This window comes from Streptomyces sp. MA5143a, from assembly GCF_900290235.1.
GTDB lineage: Bacteria > Actinomycetota > Actinomycetes > Streptomycetales > Streptomycetaceae > Streptomyces.
This window is the reverse complement of record NZ_OLMK01000032.1, coordinates 26,019-43,836: the sequence shown is the minus strand read 5'-3', so window position 1 is coordinate 43,836 and position 17,818 is coordinate 26,019. Positions and strand designations below refer to the sequence as shown.

The following is a 17,818-nucleotide window of genomic DNA, read 5'->3' as shown; positions in this document are numbered from 1 at the left end:
ACCCCCTCCCCCTTCTCCTCCTCCTCGGCCGAGCCCACCACCGAACCGTCGTCGGCCTCGCCCACCCCCGGGTCCGGTGGGAGCAAGCCCGCCGGGCGCAGACCACCCGCGGCGGCCGAGGTGCCGCTCACCTGGACCGCCGACTCCCAGGTCTGGGAGATCGGCTGCAGCCACGACTACGTCATCGCGAGGCCGCCGAGGCAGGTTCCGCCGCCCCCGCCGCCGCAGGACGCGGGTGCCTGGGCCGCGACGCAGCAGGCGGTGCACGGCCGGAAGACGCTCGTGGAGATCTCGGTGCAGGGGCGGTCGTCGAAGGCGGTCGTGCTCAGGGCACTGCGCGTGCGCGTCGTCGGCCGCGGCGCTCCCGCCGAGGGCAACGTCTACGCCATGGACCAGGGCTGCGGGGGAGGGATCAGTCCCCGCTACTTCGACGTCGACCTGGACAAGGGCCGGCCCCTCGCCCGCCCGGTCGACGGCAGCGACATGGGAACCCCGATCCCGGCCGTGCGCATGCCGTACAAGGTGTCGGCCGAGGACCCGGAAGTGCTCCTGGTCAGCGCGGAGACCCAGACGTGCGACTGCCGCTGGTACCTGGAGCTGGAGTGGTCCTCCGAGGGCCGTACCGGCACGGTCCGGATCGACGACCACGGCCGCCCGTTCCGCACGACCGGCATCAAGGGGCTGCCGCACTACATGTACGCCACCTGGAAGCACCAGTGGGCGCCCATGGCGGAGGGATGACCAGCTGACTGGACGACCGACCGGCTGGTCCGCCGGTCGGCCGGTCGGCCGGTCGGCTCAGAACGTGTCGATCTGCGGTTCCAGCAGCCCCAGCAGGGCCCGTGCCGCCGGGCTCATGGCCTGCGGGGGCGGCAGCAGGGCGACCGTCTCGTACACGGTGTCGCCGGTGCCCTTCACGGGGACGGCGGTGAGCGACGCGCGCTTGTGCCGGAAGTGGCGCGGTACGACGGCGATGCCGAGGTTCTCGTCGACGAGGTCGAGGAGGCTGTGCACGTCGTTGACCTCCAGGGGCACGGCCCTGCGGACGCCCGCGGCGGCGAAGACGGCGTCGGTGGTGCGGCGCGGCCCCCAGTCGGGGTGGAAGTCGACGAAGACCTCACCGCCGAGCTCCTCGGGTGTCACGGCCGCGCCGGCGGCCGCGAGACGGTGGCTGGGATGGCACAGGACGGTCATCGGCTCACCCGTCAGCGGGACGACCCGCAGTTGGTCGGTGTCCTCCTGCGCGGTCCGCACCGCGAAGGCCAGGTCGAGCCGCCCGCTCGCCACCTCGTCCGCGAGGGCGCCGGAGCCGGCCTGCCGCAGACAGATCTCCACATCCGGGTGCCGCCGGCGGAACGCGGCGAGCAGCCCCGCCACATGCACCCCGGCGATGCACTGCTCCGACCCGAGCGCCAGCATGCCGCGCAGGACACCCTGCACCGCGGCCACCGCCTCGTGCGCCGACCGCACCTGCGCCAGGATCCGCTCCGCCTCCGTCAGCAGCGCCCGGCCGGCCGGGGTGAGCGTCACCCGGCGCGTCGTCCGTACGAACAGCGGCGTCTGGAGCTCCCGTTCCAGCGAGCGGATGGACGCCGACAGGCCGGACTGCGAGACCAGCAGCCGTTCGGCCGCCCGGGTGAAGTGTTCCTCCTCGGCGACCGCGACGAAATGCTGCAGATGACGGAGTTCCATGACTGAGAAGCGTAAGCGCTGAATCCCATCGCATTCTTCTGTTGGACCAATGCCCCCAGGTCGCGAAAGAGTGGGCAGCGGTTCACCGGGAACCCGGACTCACCGTGCCAACCCCTCTGGAGTCGCGTTGTACACCGCACACCACGACCGTTACGCGGACATGCCCTACCGGCGCACCGGACGCAGCGGTCTGAAACTGCCGGCGCTGTCACTCGGCCTGTGGCACAACTTCGGCCCCGACCGGCCCGTCGAGACCCAGCGCGAGATCCTGCGCCGCGCCTTCGACCTGGGCGTCACCCACTTCGACCTGGCCAACAACTACGGTCCGCCGCCCGGTGCCGCCGAGTCCGCGTTCGGCGAGGCGCTCAAGGCCGACTTCGCCCCGTACCGCGACGAGCTGATCATCTCCACCAAGGCGGGCTATCTGATGTGGCCCGGTCCGTACGGAGAGTGGGGCTCCCGCAAGTACCTGCTGTCCTCGCTCGACCAGAGCCTGAAGCGCATGGGCGTCGACTACGTCGACATCTTCTACTCCCACCGTCCCGACCCGGACACTCCGCTGGAGGAGACGATGGGCGCCCTGCACTCGGCGGTGCAGCAGGGCAAGGCGCTGTACGTGGGCGTCTCCAACTACTCGGCCGAGCAGACCCGTGAGGCCGCCCGCATCCTGGGCGAGCTGGGCACCCCGCTGCTCATCCACCAGCCGCGCTACTCGATGCTCGACCGGCGTCCCGAGAGCGAGGGCCTGCTCGACGCCCTCGACGAGCTCCAGGTGGGTTCCATCGTCTTCTCCCCGCTGGAGCAGGGGCTGCTGACCGGCCGCTACCTCGACGGCATCCCGGAGGACTCGCGGGCCGCGAGCGACAGCCCGTTCCTGAACTCCGACGCCGTCACCGAGGACCTGGTGGGCCGGCTGCGCGCCCTGGACGAGGTCGCCAAGTCGCGCGGTCAGTCGCTGACCCAGCTCGCCCTCGCCTGGGTGCTGCGCGGCGGCCGGGTGACCTCCGCGCTGGTCGGCGCGAGCAGCGCGCGCCAGATCGAGGACAGCGTCGGCGCCATCCGCAACCTCGACTTCGAGACCGACGAACTGGCCCGCATCGACGCGATCATCGAGGGCAAGATCTAGGGCCTGTCGTTTGGATCACGCCTGTGCCGCGGGGCTCACCGGCAGCCATTGGTGCCCGTAGTCCGAAGTCCGCATGATCCAAACGACAGACCCTGGCCGCCGCGCCCCTCAGGGGCAGGTTCCAGGTGTCGACGCCGTTGAACGCTGCGTCGAGGGCGTACGTATGGGACGGGGACCGGATCCGGAGCCGCCTCGGCCCCTTCCGTGATCCGGCACCGTCACGATGCCCGGTCCTGCCCCGGGAGGGCGTCGAGCACCTCGGAGGTCATGCGGGATCCCGCCGGCCGCCGCCGAGGGAGTCCCGGTCGAAGGGCTCGTCGTATCGTTTCGGCCATTCGCGCGCTCGCATATGCCAGGAGACTGGCTGAATTGGCATGGTGACAGAGCGTCAGGAGTGGCGATACTCGAGTGACAGGCGATTGAGTCATGAACAAAGCGGGCCTCCGTGCGCGTCCATGGCGTCACCGTGCGTGACATTCGCTCGCCTGGCGCGCACGACCAGCAAGTCTGTGAGGCGGGAACGGGTCCGTACGGCGAGCGGGGCCGGGCGGCGGTCGACGGCGGTGCGATCGGGGGAGCTGAGGGTGCACGACGAATTCCTGTGCCATGTCACCGCGTACGGGATGTGCGGCGGACAGCGCGTCGGAGTGCCTCTGGGGACCTACCGTGCCCCCACCCTGGCGCTGGCGCTCTGGTGGATGCGCGACCGCGCGTTATGGATCGCCGAACGCCTCGACCCGCGCCCCGAGAACCCGACCTTCCCGCCCAACTCCGTGGTCCCCGTGGCCGACACCGTCCCCGACGTGCCGAGCATGCTGCGCGCCTGGTCCGCCGACGGTGTCCAACAGGAACTGGTCGCCGAGGAGTTGGCCGCCGGGAACCTGGTCCGCATCGCCACCAACGACGACACCACCGAGTACGAGCTGCTCGCCGAGTCCGTCGACGCCGTCCGTATGCAGCGGATCGCCCAGCGGATCGCCGCCCCCGCCGCCTGACCTCTCCCCGCACGGCCCGGACGCGGCCCCTCGAACACCCCTGCGCCGCGCGGCCCCCCGGCCCACCGAGTGCCTCCGCCGTCGCTCCATCGGGCGCGCATATGGGGGTGAATCGGTAGAATTTTCGGCATGGCAGAGCGGTCGATCGCAGCGACTGCGCCCGCACTCGTGCTGGAGACCGAGTCGGGCTCGACGGTGATGACCCCGAGCCACCAGTACCACGTCGGACGCGACCCGCTCAGCGAGATCGTGCTCGACGACGACCGGGTCTCGTGGCACCACGCCGTGCTCAGGGCACACGCCGACCACTGGACCATCGAGGACGAGAACAGCACCAACGGCACCTACGCCGACGGCCACCGGGTCCGCGAATGGGACGTCGGTCCCGGCACCGTCATCCGCTTCGGCAGCGTCGAGGACGGGCCACGGGCCGTTCTCACCGGACTGGCCCCCGTCCACCCCTCCGGCGTCTTCCAGCCCGCCTCCACCGGCACCTTCCGGCAGCCGACCAGTGTCCGCCCCCTGCCGGCACGGACCGTCCGCATCGGCCGCGCCGCCGACAACGACCTGGTCATCGACGACCTCGGGGTCTCCCGCCGGCACGCCGAACTGCGGGCCCGCCCGGACGGCACCTACGAGATCGCCGACCTCGGCAGCCACAACGGCACCTACCTCAACGGCCGTCCCGTCGACAGCGCGCCGGTCACTCCCGGTGACATCGTCGGTATCGGCCACTCCGCGTTCTGCCTGGTCGGGGACGAGCTGCAGGAGTACATCGACACGGGTGAGGTCTCCCTCGACGTGCAGGAGCTGACCGTCGCCGTCGACCGCGGCCGCAGGACACTGCTCGACAAGGTGGCCTTTCCGGTCGGCGAGAAATGCCTCCTCGCCGTCGTCGGCCCGAGCGGCGCCGGGAAGTCCACCCTCCTCAACGCCCTCACCGGACAACGCCCCGCCGACAGCGGCACCGTCCTGTACGACGGCCGTGACCTCTACCGCGACTACGCGGAGCTGCGCCAGCGCATCGGCCTCGTCCCGCAGGACGACATCCTGCACGCCCAGCTGACCGTCCGCAGAGCCCTCGCCTACGCCGCCGAACTGCGCTTCCCCCAGGACACCGCGAAGGCCGAGCGACAGGCCCGCGTCGACGAGGTCATCCACGAACTGGGCCTCGAACAGCGCGCCGACCAGCCGATCCACAGCCTCTCCGGCGGTCAGCGCAAGCGCGTCAGCGTCGCCCTGGAACTGCTGACGAAGCCCTCCCTGCTCTTCCTCGACGAGCCCACCTCCGGCCTCGACCCCGGCATGGACCGCTCCGTGATGCACATGCTGCGCGGCCTCGCCGACGACGGCCGCACCGTCATCGTCGTCACCCACAGCGTCCTCAGCCTCGACGTCTGCGACCGTCTCCTCGTCCTCGCGCCCGGCGGCAAGGTCGCCTACTACGGGCCACCGGACGACACCCTCGCCTTCTTCGGCTTCGAACAGTGGCCCGAGGCCTTCGAGGCGTTCGAACGGGACCAGGACCGGGACTGGGCGGGGGAGTACCGCGACTCGCCGTTCCACCGCCAGTACGTCACCGCGTCCATGAGCCGCCCGTATCTGCCGGAGGCGCCGCCCGTCGACGTGGCGCCGCCGCCCAAGCCGCAGAGCTGGGGCGCCCAGCTCGGCACACTGGTGCGCCGGTACACCGCCGCGCTCAGCGCCGACCGCACCTTCCTCGCCATCATGATCGCGCTGCCGTTCGTCATGGGCGCCATGGCCCGAGCCCTCGCGGGCAGCGAACTGGACCGCGAGACCGCCATGAACGCGCTGCTCATCCTGTGCGTCGGCGGCGTCCTGACCGGCGCGGCCAACGCCGTACGGGAACTGGTCAAGGAACGCGTCATCTACCAGCGAGAACGCGCCGTCGGCCTGTCCAGATCCGCGTATCTGATGTCCAAGGTCGTCGTCCTCGGCACGATCACGGTGCTCCAGGCCGTCGTCCTCACCCTGGTCGCCCTCCTCGGCGTCGACCTCAACGCCCCCGGCGGCGAAGGCGTCCTGCTGCCGCCGCTCGTCGAGATCACCCTGGCCGTGGCCCTGCTCGCCTTCACCGCGATGATGCTCGGCCTGGTCGTCTCCGCGCTCGTCCGCAAGGAAGAGGTCACCATGCCGCTGCTGGTGCTCCTCGCGATCATCCAGGTGGTGTTCTGCGGAGCGCTGCTGGACGTGAAGGGCACGATCGTCCTCGAACAGCTGGCCTGGCTGGTGCCCTCGCGGTGGGCGTTCGCCGCCATGGCCGGCACCATCGACCTCGAACGGATCGTCCCCGACACGTCCGACCCGCTGTTCGAGCACTCCGCCGGTGTGTGGCTGCTCGACCTGGGGATGCTCGTCGTGCTGTCCCTGGTCTGCGGTTACCTCGTCGCCCGTCTGCTGCGCCGCCGCGAACCCGCGGTGATGCGGAAGTAGCCGCGATGACGACCCCCGGTTTCCTCCCCACGCACGTCGTCCCGCCGGGCGGACTGCCCGCCTGGGAGGCCCCCGACCCCGCACGCCCCACCGTGCCCCTCGACGCGCTGCTCCCGGTCCAGCTCCTGGACCGGCTCGGCGACTGGGGGCAGGTCCTGTGCGCCAACGGCTGGTCCGCCTGGGTCGATGGCCGCCTCCTCGTCGCCGTGCCCCAGGCCCCGCCGGCCGCCGGTACCGGACCCGCCCGCACGGCCGACCCCCGCCCCCTGCTGGCCCGGGCGGAGGAGGCCCTCGCGCGCTACCGCACCGAGGCGGAGGCCCTCGCGGCCGGACGGCTCGACGGAGGGGCCTTCCGCGACCGGATGAAGGGCCTGCGGATCGGTGTCGTCGTCGACGGCGACTCGCTGTGGCTGTTCGACGCCGCGCACGAGCGGTGGGTGTACTGCGACGGCACCCGGCTGAGCACGTTCGCCGTCGCCGGGGAACCCCAGGAGGACCCGGGCCCACCGGCGGCCGCCGCTCCCGCCCCGGCCCCGTCCCGGGTCGCCGCCCCGGATCCGGGTGCGGCACCGTCGCCGGCTGAGGCACGGGCGCCCGCCCCGGCCCCGGAGCCGACAAGGAGCCGGGAACCGACCCGCGTGGTGGGGGAGCTCGGGCCGGAGGAGCCCGCCCCGGAAGAACACGGGCGGGCGGACACCGCGCCCGTGCGGCACGAGCGGGCGGACACCGCGCCGGTGGAGCAGGAGGCGATGGACACCGAGCCCGGGGCGCGGAAGCGTTCGGAGGAACCCCACCCCCGTCGGCAGGGGCCGAGCGACCACCAACCCACCCGTCTCGTGCGCCCGGTGACGCCCGATGAGTGAGACGCGACCGTACGCGGGTCGGCCGTCCGACCTGGTCGGGCAGCAGATCGCCGGCTACCGCATCGAACACGAGATCGGCCGCGGCGGTATGGCCGTCGTCTACCGGGCCAGGGACCTGCGGCTGGACCGGACCGTCGCGCTGAAGCTCCTCGCCCCCGAGCTGGCCCGCAACGACACCTTCCGCCGCCGCTTCACCCATGAGTCACGGGTCGCCGCCGCGATCGACCACCCGCACATCGTGCCGGTCTTCGAGGCGGGGGAGACCGAGGGCGTCCTGTACATCGCCATGCGGTACGTGGCAGGCCGGGACCTGCGCAACCTCCTGGACCGGGAGGGCCCGTTGTCGCTGACGACCGCCACCCGGATCACCGGCCAGGTGGCCTCCGCGCTGGACGCCGCGCACGACCACGGTCTGGTGCACCGGGACGTCAAACCCGGCAACATCCTCGTCTCGCAGGGCACGGACAGCGACCATCCCGAGCACGTCTACCTCACCGACTTCGGTCTGACGAAGAAGTCGCTGTCGCTGACCGGGTTCACCACCGTCGGCCAGTTCGTGGGGACGCTCGACTACGTGGCGCCCGAGCAGATCTCCGGCAAGCCCGTCGACGGCCGCTGCGACGTCTACAGCCTCGCCTGCGTGGTCCACGAGACCCTCGCCGGGCGCCCGCCCTTCCAGCGCGACGACGACATGGCGCTGCTCTGGGCCCACCAGTACGACCAGCCGCCGCCGCTGACCGAGCACCGCCCCGATCTGCCGGCGCCCGTCGACGACGTGCTGGCGAGGGCGCTGGCCAAGAGCCCCGACGACCGCTACGACTCGTGCCTGTCCTTCGTGGCCGCGCTCAGGGTCGCCGGTACGCGGCACGGCACGTCGACCGGGCATCCGCCGACCCGCTCCGCGCGGACGTCCACGAGCGGCGCACCCGAACCGCTGCCGGAGCCGCCCGCCTGGGCGAGGCCGGTGTTCATCCAGCCCTGAGGTCGAGCCGTTCGACCCTGGCGACGTTCTCCCGGTCCTCGGTGTCCTGGCTGGCCTCGGCGGCGAACCAGGCGTCGAGGATCTCCCTCAGCAGCGGGGCTGAGGTCAGCCGCAGACCGATCGCCAGCACATTGGCGTCGTTCCAGCGCCGCGCGCCGTCCGCCGTGTAGGCGTCCGTGCACAGGGCGGCCCGCACACCCGGCACCTTGTTCGCGGCGATCGACGCGCCGGTGCCGGTCCAGCAGCACACGACGGCCTGGTCCGCCGCACCGGAAGCCACCTCCCGCGCCGCCGCCTCCGAGCACGCCGCCCACTGGGGGTCGTCCCCCGGGCGCAGCGCCCCGTGCGGCAGCACGTCGTGGCCCCGACCGCGCAACTCCTCGACGAGGAGGCGGGCCACGGGTTCGTCCATGTCCGAGGAGACCGAGATCCGCATGCCCCGGAGACTACCCGCGTGCGCGCGGTGACGCGCCCGTCGCGCCGACCTCCACTACGGGCGCGGCCACGGCTTCCCGGCCAGTCGTTCGATGCTGGTGTTGAAGCGCTGGAGGTAGTCGGCGAACCCGGCGATGTCCTCGTCGGACCAGTCGGACAGGACCAGCGCGAGGGTGCTGACATTGCCCTCGCGCTCCTCGTCGAGGCGGCGCTCGCCCTCCTCCCGGTCGGCGGGCGCCTGGGCGACCTCCACGGCAAGCGGCGAATGCTGCTGGTGTGCTGTGTCCCGCTGGTGGCGGGCTCGGTGGTGTGCGCCCTGTCCTCGATGCCCGCGCTGATCATGAGCACGGTGCCGCTGTCCGAGACCGCCTCCGCCAACAGCTTCAACACCCTGATGCGTGCGCTCGGCACGTCCACCGCCGCCGCGGTGATGGGTGTGGTCCTCGCCCGGATGACCACCACGCTCGGCGACTTCTCCCTGCCCTCGGAGGCGGGCTTCCGCACCGGCCTGACCATCGGCGGTGGCGCGGCACTCGTCGCCGCGGCGGTCGCCGCCCTCATTCCGGCGGCGCGGACCGTCGACCCGGGAACCGGGGCGGACCGACAGCCGACCGGCACCGAGGCACCCGCTGCGGCCGCGTGGCCGGGGGTGTCGCGTGGCCGGCGGTGTCGCGTGGCCGGCGGTGTTGCGTGGCCGTTCCGGTCGCGTGAGTCGACAGCGCCGCGCAGTCGTTCCGGGCGCGGAGACGTCGGCGCCGTGGGCGTCCCGTCCTGGCCCGGAGCGGGGTGCTCGGGGCATCGTCGTCGCGCCGGCGCGGGTGCTCGTCCCCTCGGCCGACGTCCTGCGCGCCACCCCGAACCGTCGCCCGCCGCAGCAAACCGGTCATTCGCCTGGCGAGTTGACGCTCTCGCCCGGCGGAACCGGACGACCGGCCTCCGCGACGGGTTAGCATCGCGGCATGATCACGGCCTGGTCCACCCGACGCCCGCGTCGGGCCCGCGTCCCAGCGGGCCCGCTGCCGCGTCTGCTCGGCCTCGCCGTGGTGCTGTTCGCCGTCGTCCTCCTGCACGGCGCCATCGCCGAAAGCGCCGGCGCACACCTGGTGACCAGCTCGGTCGCCACGACCACCCCACCGTCCGCGCACCCACCCGCCGCCACCGACGCGACGACGGCCGCCCCCGGCGCACACCTGGTCGTCCGAGCGGCCGTCGCACCCGGCGCCGCCCACGACGAACGCGGTGACCACGGCGCGGGCCACCCGGCCGAACACTGCGCCTCCGCACAGCCGAACCAGGGGCCCGCCCTCGCCCAGCCCCGCGGCGCGGCGTCGGTCGGCGAAGCGACGGCTGCGGAACACGCGCCGAGTGCCCGCCGCATCGGGGCGGCGCGACCGTCCGACCCTTCGTGCGTCACCGTGAGATCGCTGGTCGTCCGGCAGATCTAGGGCCTGTCGTTTGGATCACGCCTGGGCCGCGGGACTTGGCACGCACATCTGCGGCGTTGTCGTCGGTTGCCAACTCCCCCACGCTCGAACAACCTCGCGCGGGGGGACCCCCATCGCGTCGACTCCCTCCTCCGCCTTGCAGCTGCACGCACCAAGCCCCGCTCACCGGCAGCCATTGGTGTCCGTAGCCCGAAGTCTGCATGATCCAAACGACAGACCCTAGAGGCCCCAGGCTCCCTCCAGCCCGACCGACTCACCCCCACGCACCCGCATCCACGTCCGCCGCTCGCTCCCGTGTGCCCTGACCAGAGGTCACGCACCGCCGAGCCGACGGACGCCCGGAGGACCCCCAGTGCCCCTACGCACCCGCATGCCCGCGTACGTACGCCAAGCGCGGGCCGACTCGCCCTGGCCCAGGCTGCTCGCCGCTCTCGTCCGCGGCTGCCTGCTGATCACGATCGTCCTGTGTGCCTTCGCGCACGGGCCGGTCGACGAGCCCCACCGGACGCCGACGCGGCCCTCCACCGTCCTGACGGCGGTGCAGTCCTCCTCCGGCCACGAGACACCGCACGGGCCCCACGACCACCACACGGCCGAGGAGTGCGTACCCGGTGGCGTCCTGCGCGCGCCCGCCCCGCAGTCGTCCGACCAGCCGCCCGCGACCGACCCGGCCCCCCTGCTCACCGGCGCCGCGACCGCCGTACGCCCGCCGTGGCGGGGGCGCCGTCGCCCGCACCGACGCCGACGCGCCCGTACCGGCAGGACGGCCCTCGTCCGTACCTCCAGGTGGCGCATCTAGACCTCTCGCCCGCAGCCGGCCCCGCACCGGCTGCCGCGCCGAACCCACGAACGGCGGACCGGCCGCATCCGTCCGCCCGGCCGTGGCCCGGCGCGAGACGACCTCCCATCCGTCTCATCGTCCAGCGAGAGCGAACGACATGAAGTCGATCACCAAGACGACCACCGGCACGCCCCGTGTCCCCACCGACCCCCGCACCGCGTCCGGCGGTTCGGCGCTGCCCGCGCTCGTCGGCAACACGCCCCTCCTGCGCGTGTCCGAACCGCTGACCCCGGCGGGGCACGGCTTCTGGGCGAAGCTGGAGGGCTTCAACCCCGGCGGCATCAAGGACCGGCCCGGCCTCTACATGGTCGAACGGGCCCGTGCCCGTGGCGAGTTGCTCCCCGGCGCGCGGATCATCGAATCCACCAGCGGCACCCTCGGCCTCGGACTGGCGCTCGCGGGAATGGTCCACGACCACCCCGTCACCCTGGTCACCGACCCGGGACTCGAACCGTCCATGACCCGCCTGCTCGGCGTCCACGGCGCCGAGGTCGACATCGTCACCGACCCCCACCCCACCGGCGGCTGGCAGCAGGCCCGCCGCGACCGGGTCACCGAACTGCTCCGGCGCCACCCGGGATCCTGGTGCCCCGACCAGTACAACAACCCCGACAACACCACCGCGTACACCCCCCTCGCCCTCGAACTCGCCACCGAGCTGGGGCACATCGACGTCCTCGTGTGCAGCGTCGGCACCGGCGGGCACTCCGCGGGCATCGGCCGGGTGCTGCGCCAGCTGTACCCGGACATCCGCGTCGTCGGCGTCGACACCATCGGCTCGACCATCTTCGGCCAGCCCGCCCGCCCCCGGCTGATGCGTGGACTCGGCTCCAGCATCTACCCCCGCAACGTCGCCTACGCCACCTTCGACGAGGTCCACTGGGTCGCCCCGCACGAGGCCGTGCACACCTGCCGCCGGCTCGCCGCCTCGCACTACGCGACCGGCGGCTGGAGCGTCGGCGCCGTGGCGCTCGTCGCCGGCTGGCTGGCCCGCACCGAGGCCGCCGACACCCGGATCGTGGCGGTCTTCCCCGACGGACCGCAGCGCTACCTCGACACCGTGTACGACGACGAGTACTGCGCCCGGCACGGCCTCCTCGCCGGGCCGCCGCCGCTGGAGCCCGACGTCATCGGCCGCGCGGACGAGAAGGAGGTCGACCGCTGGACCCGTTGCGCCGACGTCGTCGACCCCCTCACCCTGCCCTCCACGACCCGTGAGGGGGCCGCCGAGTGAAGGGCACCCTCTCCCAGGTCCGCTCCCACGACCGCGCCGTCCAACTGCTGATGGTCAACCAGTTCACCATCAACCTCGGCTTCTACATGCTGATGCCCTACCTGGCCGCCCATCTGTCCGGCACGCTCGGCCTCGCCGGCTGGGTCGTCGGACTCGTGCTGGGCGTACGGAACTTCAGCCAGCAGGGCATGTTCGTGGTCGGTGGCACCCTCGCCGACCGCCTCGGCTACAAGCCCCTGATCGTCGCCGGATGCGTCCTGCGCACCATCGGTTTCGCCGCGCTCGGCTTCGTCGACTCGCTGCCCGCGCTGCTGGCCGCGTCGGCGGCGACGGGGCTCGCGGGAGCGCTCTTCAACCCGGCCGTCCGGGCCTACCTCGCGGCGGAGGCAGGGGAGCGCAGGGTCGAGGCGTTCGCCCTGTTCAACGTCTTCTACCAGGCCGGCATCCTGCTGGGCCCGCTGGTGGGCATGGTCCTCACCGGCGTCGACTTCCGCGTCACCTGTCTGACGGCGGCCGGTGTCTTCGCCGTGCTCTCCGTCGTTCAGATCCGCGCCCTGCCCGCACGCGGCCGCGAGGACGGTGGGGGACAGCACGGCGCCCCGCGGGAGGGCGTGCTCACCCAGTGGCGCGGCATCCTCGCCAACCGGGCCTTCCTGCTGTTCTCCGTGGCCATGGTCGGCTCGTACGTCCTCACCTTCCAGGTCTATCTGGCCCTGCCCCTGGAGGTACGGCGGATCGGTGGGGACGGCGAGTTCGGCACGGCCGCGGTGGCGGTGCTCTTCGCGGTCTCCGGGCTCAGCACGATCATCGGCCAGACCCGGGTCACCGCCTGGTGCAAGGCCCGCTACGAACCGGGCCAGGCCCTGATCCGGGGTCTGGCGGTCATGGCTGTCGCCTTCCTGCCCCTGTTGTTGACCGCCGTACTGCCGGTACCGGCGGCCGGTACCGGACGGTGGCTGGCGGCGGCAGTGCCGCCCGCGCTGGCCGCGCTGCTCCTGGCCGTCGGCACGATGATCGCGTACCCCTTCGAGATGGACACCATCGTCCGCCTCTCCGGGGACCGGCTCGTCGCCACGCACTACGGGCTGTACAACACGGTCTGCGGAATCGGCATCACGGTCGGCAACCTCCTCACCGGTGCCGCCCTGGACGCGGCCCGCGAGGCGGGCCTGCCCGCGCTGCCATGGATCTCGCTGTGCGCGCTCGGCCTCGCCTGCGCGGCCGCCGTGCACGGCCTGCACCGCACGGGCCGCCTGGCCGCACCGGCGCAGCCCAAGCCGGTGACGGTCTGACCGACACCCTCTGCTGACGACGAGGGGCGGGCGCCCCCATGGCGCCCGCCCCTTCCCCGTCCGCCTCACGCGAGTTCGTCGACCGCTCCCCGCCGCCGGACGCCCTTCGCCAGCAGCCCGCCCGCGAAGCCCGTCACCAGCCCCCACAGCGCGGCGAGTCCCAGCGCGGACCACGGCCGTGGCCGCAGATACACCTCCCCGCCCAGGTCCCCGCCGAGGTCGCCGATGCCGATGACCGACAGCCCGTAGTGGGCGGAGATCCTGGCGACGAGACAGATCATCAGGACGGTGAGGACGAGGGCGATCGCCATGTGCACCGCGTGCTGCCACAGCCGGACCCGCGCGGGGGAGCGGGCCGCCATCACGAACGCGGCGACCAGCAGCAGCACGGCGTCGACCACCACCAGCCACCACACCCGTTCGTCGTACTCGGCGAGGGAGCCGAGGTTCAGCTCGGAGACGTCGGGGCCGCGCAGCACCTGGTCCAGCACCTGCGGCATCGGCAGCCCGAACGGTCCCTCGACCTGCCCGTCCCAGGTGGCGCCCAGCCCGATCGTGAACGTCAGCCACACGATGTTCGGCAGACCCAGGAGGATGACCGCGGCCGTCTCGGCGGCATGCCCCCGTGTCGCGGCGACCACGATCCCGATGACGACGCCGAGTGCCACGTACGCCAGCAGCAGCACCACCATGGCGTACGCCGCCGGGCGGACCGACTCCTGGAACCGCAGCAGCCGTGGTGGGAGCGGGGCCGCACGGGACACCAGCAGCGCCAGCACGAGGATCCCGGTGAGCCAGAGCAGGCCGAAGAAGACGGTGGAGGTGATGTCCGTCTCGAAGCCCACGTCGGCCGACGTGCCGAGGAAGTCCCCCAGGTCGCCGAGCGGGATGTCGAACGTCTGCCGTGCGCCGAGCGAGACACCGATGAGCGCCGCGAGCCACAGCACGGCGATCCGTCCGGCCCAGCCGGCGAGTTCGGTCGCCCCCGCGACCGCGCGGTGCCGCAGCGGCCGCAGGAACCCGGCGGCGATCACCAGCGCCCCCGCGAGGGTCACCGACAGCGGGATCACGGTCAGTCCGGCCTGCGTCTCGGCGATGGCCCCGGCGCCGCCGGAGAGCTCGACGGTGCCGCCGACCGCCGTCACGACAGTGGCCGCGACCACCCGAGGGAACGCGTCGTCCGGCAGGTCCGTCGCACCCGCCGCCCACAGACCGAGCGCGGCCACCACCACCATCACGACCAGCCCGGCGAGGACCGTGCCGAGGGCCTGGAGCCAGCCGTGCCGGGCGGTCGCCCGCTCGGGCACCGTCCGCGGAGAACGCAGGGTCTGAGGACTCACCCTTGCCACGCTAAGCACGGCGAGGTCACTCCGCGCGCCGGACGGACGGTGACCGCTCGGCTTGCGGGCGAAGCCGAACCAGAGCACACAATGGGCCTGTCGTGCAACAAAGCGGCGTAAAAGTGAGAAAGCCGCGGATTCCTGACGGCGGGAGAAGACCCGTGAGCGCCGAACAACCCTCCTCCGGCCGCCCGACCGGGCCCCCCTCCGGCCCCCTGTCCGGGCCGTCGCAGCCCGGCCCGCCCTCCACCGGCCCGACGTGGCCCGGCGGCCAGGCGCCACCGGAACACCCCGGCGGCACCTCGGGCCCCGGCGGAACCGGCGGAACCGGCGGCGGTCAGGGCGGAACCGGCGGCGGTCCGGGAGGCCCAGGGGGACCGGGTGGTCCCGGCGGCCCGGACGGAGGTTCCGGTGACTCGGTGCCGGGGCCCGGCCAGCCGGGGCACCCCTGGTGGCGGTCCGCTCCCCGTATCGCGCTCATCGCCACCGCGGCCGTCGTCGCGGTGGTCCTGGCCGTCGTCCTCACCCGCACCGGCGGGTCCGGCGGCAACGGCGACGGAGAGGTCTTCCTCCAGGCCGCGGGAAAGTCGGGCCCCGACCCGTTCACCAAGTCGACGGCGACCGACAGCTCCGTCCCACAGAGCCCCTCGCCCTCACCGACCCCGTCGGAGCCCGGCAACGTGACGCGTGCCGTGGACGGTTCGGCCCCCGGCCTCTACGGCGGCACCCGCAACACCGCCAGCTGCGACGTCGAGAAGCAGATCGACTACCTCCAGGCGGTACCCGCCAAGAACGAGGCGTTCGCGGCCGTCGCCGGCGTCCAGGCGTCCGGCGTGCCCGGCTATCTGCGCTCGCTCACCCCGGTGCAGCTGCGCATGGACACCCGCGTCACCAACCACGGCTACCGCGACGGCGCGGCCACCGCCTACCAGGCCGTCCTCCAGGCCGGTACCGCCGTCCTCGTCGACGACCGGGGCGTGCCCCGCGTGCGCTGCGCCTGCGGCAACCCGCTGCGCCCACCGGTCGCGCTGAAGACCACCCCCGAGCCCAAGGGCGACACCTGGCCCTCGTACCGGCCGCAGAACGTCGTGGTCGTCGAGAGCTCGACCGTGGTCATCAACGTGTTCATCCTGTACGACCCCGACCGCGACCACTGGTTCAGCCGCCAGTCCGGCGACACCGGCGACAAGGACAAGAAGTCCAACCCGCCGGTCGACCAGCCATCCCCCTCGGCGTCGACCTCGTTCTCCGAGACACCGCCGACCAAGTCACCCGAACCGTGCCCGTCCACGTCGACCGGCGCCAAGCGGGACGGGACCGCCAGCCCCTGCCCGTCGTCGTCCTCGGCGAGCCCGTCCTCCTCGGCCCCGTCGGCGCCGAAGAGTTCGACCTCCGCACCCCCGCAGCCCCAGCCGCGGACCCCCGAGACGGACGACACCCCACCGGACGGCGGCACGACGAGCGAGTCCGCGCCCCTCTCCAGCGCACCCCAGTCGAACGGCCAGTCGAACGGCACCTGACCGGCCCGGGCCTCCCGCGACCGTGCGGGAGGCCCGGGCCGGGGCCGCCGCCCCTCACGCTCACTCGTCGATCGCGGCCCCGAACTGCGCGTCCACGTGCGGCGCCCCGAGGGAACCGGCGTTGTACGTCCATGACCCGGAGGCCGTGACGCCGCCCGTGCCCGCGGAGAACACCCAGATGTGGCCGTCGCCGGTGTTCTCGCCGGGCGCGGCGGCCAGCAGCCCGAAGCGGCCGTCGCGGTTCGGGTCGGTCAGCCGGACCTGGGCGCCCCACTTGTCGCCCTTCTCGGGGGCCCCCGGCACGTCGGCCGAGTTCTGGTCCCACGACTTCGCGCCGGACGAGGTCAGCCCGGACGCCGAGCCGCGCAGCACCCATACGGCGCCCGCGTCCTGGACGCTGCCGATGTCCTCGCCCGCCGCGCCGATCGCCACATCCGCGTAGCCGTCGCCGTCGGTGTCCGCCACCGACAGATCCGAGCCCCAGCCGTCACCGGGCTCCGCCACACCGGGCACACCGGGGGAGTCCTGCACCCACCAGTCCGGCTCCTCCGCGGGCCCGTCCGGACCGCCGAGCCGCACGCCGACCAGGCCGCCGGCCATCGTCTCGCCGTACGCGTCGTCCGGGGAGTGCGGTTCGCCGGTGACCAGGTCGTCGTAACCGTCCTTGTTGAGGTCGCCGGAAGCCGCCACCGGTCCGCCGCGCAGGTCACGCTCGTACTTCAGCCCGTCGGCGTTCCCCGACAGATAGGCGGACCAGCCGTACCCCGGTTCGTCACCCACGCTCAGGCCCGACACGACGAGGTCGGCGAAGCCGTTCTTGTCGTAGTCGCCGGTGGTCAGGGACTTGGGCTGGATACGGCGGGGCTCGGCCTGCGCGGCGATCCGCTGCGTGGACTCCCGGCGCAGGGAGCTCGCCTTCGAGGCGTCGTACGCGAAGAGTTCCACGTCGTACCCGTCCAGGACGGCGAGGAGGTCGCCGTCGGTCTCGGCCGTGAACCGGGCCGCGGCCAGGCCCAGGCCGAACCGCTCACCGGCGGTGGGCTCCTCGGTCTCCAGCCAGCTGCTCGCGGCACCGCTGAGCCCCGACTTCGACCCCCACAGGACGGCCACACCGCCCGCGTCCTTCACGGCGTCGAGGTCCTCGCCGGGAATGCCGACGATCGCGTCGTCGTACCCGTCGCCGTCGAGGTCACCGGTCGCGACCGCCCTGCCGAAGCCGTCGCCCGCCTCGGCGGCGCCCGCGACCCCCGCCGTCGACTGGCTGAACACGGCCGCACCGCTCGTGCCGATACCCTTGGCCGAGCCGTACTGCACGGTCACCAGCCCGGCCCCGCTCTTGCCACTGACGGTCGCACCCGGCGCGCCGACCAGCACGTCCTCGTACCCGTCACCGTTGAAGTCGCTGTTGCGGTCACTGGCCCGCGTACTGCCCGGCACCCCGGCGTACGCCGACGGAGCGGCGACGATCGCGGCGCCCGAGACGAGAAGGAATGTCGCCGCCGCGAGAGCGGCCGAACGGTTCTTGCGCATGTGCGGCTCCCTGGAGAAGAAACGGCCGGGCAGCGCGGGGGTGTCCGGAAAGGGCCCGTTCCTTGTCCG

At 73.0% G+C, this 17,818-nt stretch carries 13 protein-coding genes and 4 pseudogenes; 12 read left to right on the top strand and 5 right to left on the bottom strand.

The window, feature by feature from the left end:
- Positions 1-741, top strand: a pseudogene (locus SMA5143A_RS16435) (transcriptional regulator); the annotation flags it as partial.
- A gap of 57 nt (positions 742-798) precedes the next feature.
- Here the strand turns inward: SMA5143A_RS16435 and SMA5143A_RS16430 are convergent.
- Positions 799-1,692: a LysR family transcriptional regulator gene (locus SMA5143A_RS16430; RefSeq protein ID WP_107463663.1), complete on the bottom strand. Its 894-nt coding sequence runs from the start codon at positions 1,690-1,692 to the stop codon at positions 799-801.
- Positions 1,693-1,819: 127 nt separating this feature from the next.
- Here SMA5143A_RS16430 and mgrA point away from each other — a divergent pair, with 127 nt between their 5' ends.
- The 5 genes and pseudogenes from mgrA to SMA5143A_RS16405 all read left to right on the top strand — a co-directional run bounded on the left by mgrA (position 1,820) and on the right by SMA5143A_RS16405 (position 8,112).
- On the top strand, positions 1,820-2,818 hold the full coding sequence (gene mgrA, locus SMA5143A_RS16425) for an L-glyceraldehyde 3-phosphate reductase (RefSeq protein WP_107463662.1): 999 nt from the start codon (positions 1,820-1,822) through the stop codon (positions 2,816-2,818).
- A gap of 584 nt (positions 2,819-3,402) precedes the next feature.
- Positions 3,403-3,813 carry a hypothetical protein gene (locus SMA5143A_RS16420; protein ID WP_099970133.1) on the top strand — a complete coding sequence of 137 codons (411 nt, stop codon included), beginning with the start codon at positions 3,403-3,405 and terminating at the stop codon, positions 3,811-3,813.
- A gap of 129 nt (positions 3,814-3,942) precedes the next feature.
- Entirely contained in the window at positions 3,943-6,267 is a 2,325-nt protein-coding gene (locus tag SMA5143A_RS16415; protein WP_107463661.1) for an FHA domain-containing protein, read from the top strand.
- Between the two features lie 5 nt (positions 6,268-6,272).
- Positions 6,273-6,908 (top strand): annotated as a pseudogene (locus tag SMA5143A_RS16410) (hypothetical protein); the annotation flags it as partial.
- A 214-nt stretch (positions 6,909-7,122) separates the two neighbouring features.
- Complete coding sequence (locus tag SMA5143A_RS16405; protein ID WP_107463660.1) at positions 7,123-8,112, top strand: serine/threonine-protein kinase; 990 nt, start codon at positions 7,123-7,125, stop codon at positions 8,110-8,112.
- Here the strand turns inward: SMA5143A_RS16405 and SMA5143A_RS16400 are convergent.
- Together SMA5143A_RS16400 and SMA5143A_RS16395 are read right to left on the bottom strand one after the other, a co-directional pair.
- Positions 8,099-8,548: an RpiB/LacA/LacB family sugar-phosphate isomerase gene (locus SMA5143A_RS16400; protein ID WP_107463659.1), complete on the bottom strand. Its 450-nt coding sequence runs from the start codon at positions 8,546-8,548 to the stop codon at positions 8,099-8,101. The genes SMA5143A_RS16405 and SMA5143A_RS16400 overlap by 14 nt on opposite strands.
- 54 nt (positions 8,549-8,602) lie before the next feature.
- Positions 8,603-8,770: pseudogene (locus SMA5143A_RS16395) on the bottom strand (MarR family transcriptional regulator); the annotation flags it as partial.
- A 96-nt stretch (positions 8,771-8,866) separates the two neighbouring features.
- On the opposite strand from SMA5143A_RS16395, the pseudogene SMA5143A_RS45000 reads away from it, so the two are divergent.
- The 5 genes and pseudogenes from SMA5143A_RS45000 to SMA5143A_RS16370 all read left to right on the top strand — a co-directional run.
- Positions 8,867-9,187, top strand: a pseudogene (locus SMA5143A_RS45000) (MFS transporter); the annotation flags it as partial.
- A gap of 319 nt (positions 9,188-9,506) precedes the next feature.
- Complete coding sequence (locus tag SMA5143A_RS43020; RefSeq protein ID WP_181361885.1) at positions 9,507-9,992, top strand: hypothetical protein; 486 nt, start codon at positions 9,507-9,509, stop codon at positions 9,990-9,992.
- 352 nt (positions 9,993-10,344) lie between these two features.
- Positions 10,345-10,791 (top strand): hypothetical protein, encoded by a 447-nt coding sequence (locus SMA5143A_RS16380; protein ID WP_146193912.1) that lies wholly within the window; start codon positions 10,345-10,347, stop codon positions 10,789-10,791.
- 139 nt (positions 10,792-10,930) lie between these two features.
- Positions 10,931-12,067, top strand: coding sequence for a PLP-dependent cysteine synthase family protein (locus tag SMA5143A_RS16375; RefSeq protein ID WP_181361884.1), 1,137 nt, complete (start codon positions 10,931-10,933; stop codon positions 12,065-12,067).
- Positions 12,064-13,359, top strand: coding sequence for an MFS transporter (locus SMA5143A_RS16370; RefSeq protein ID WP_107463656.1), 1,296 nt, complete (start codon positions 12,064-12,066; stop codon positions 13,357-13,359). Before SMA5143A_RS16375 ends, SMA5143A_RS16370 begins: the two co-directional genes overlap by 4 nt.
- Before the next feature lie 65 nt (positions 13,360-13,424).
- Here the strand turns inward: SMA5143A_RS16370 and SMA5143A_RS16365 are convergent, their stop codons facing one another.
- Complete coding sequence (locus SMA5143A_RS16365) at positions 13,425-14,699, bottom strand: streptophobe family protein (protein ID WP_107463655.1); 1,275 nt, start codon at positions 14,697-14,699, stop codon at positions 13,425-13,427.
- A 161-nt stretch (positions 14,700-14,860) separates the two neighbouring features.
- On the opposite strand from SMA5143A_RS16365, the gene SMA5143A_RS16360 reads away from it, so the two are divergent.
- Complete coding sequence (locus tag SMA5143A_RS16360; RefSeq protein ID WP_181361883.1) at positions 14,861-16,219, top strand: DUF6777 domain-containing protein; 1,359 nt, start codon at positions 14,861-14,863, stop codon at positions 16,217-16,219.
- Positions 16,220-16,279: 60 nt separating this feature from the next.
- On the opposite strand, the gene SMA5143A_RS16355 is transcribed toward SMA5143A_RS16360, so the two are convergent.
- Positions 16,280-17,749: an FG-GAP-like repeat-containing protein gene (locus SMA5143A_RS16355; RefSeq protein WP_107463654.1), complete on the bottom strand. Its 1,470-nt coding sequence runs from the start codon at positions 17,747-17,749 to the stop codon at positions 16,280-16,282.
- Positions 17,750-17,818 lie beyond the last annotated feature (69 nt).

Coding starts and splice junctions, on each gene's coding strand:
- SMA5143A_RS16405 (WP_107463660.1), top strand. CDS start 7,123: ATGAGTGAGACGCGACCGTACGCGGGTCGGCCGTCCGACCTGGTCGGG.
- SMA5143A_RS16415 (WP_107463661.1), top strand. CDS start 3,943: ATGGCAGAGCGGTCGATCGCAGCGACTGCGCCCGCACTCGTGCTGGAG.
- SMA5143A_RS16355 (WP_107463654.1), bottom strand. CDS start 17,749: ATGCGCAAGAACCGTTCGGCCGCTCTCGCGGCGGCGACATTCCTTCTC.
- SMA5143A_RS43020 (WP_181361885.1), top strand. CDS start 9,507: ATGATCACGGCCTGGTCCACCCGACGCCCGCGTCGGGCCCGCGTCCCA.
- SMA5143A_RS16375 (WP_181361884.1), top strand. CDS start 10,931: ATGAAGTCGATCACCAAGACGACCACCGGCACGCCCCGTGTCCCCACC.
- SMA5143A_RS16400 (WP_107463659.1), bottom strand. CDS start 8,548: ATGCGGATCTCGGTCTCCTCGGACATGGACGAACCCGTGGCCCGCCTC.
- SMA5143A_RS16430 (WP_107463663.1), bottom strand. CDS start 1,692: ATGGAACTCCGTCATCTGCAGCATTTCGTCGCGGTCGCCGAGGAGGAA.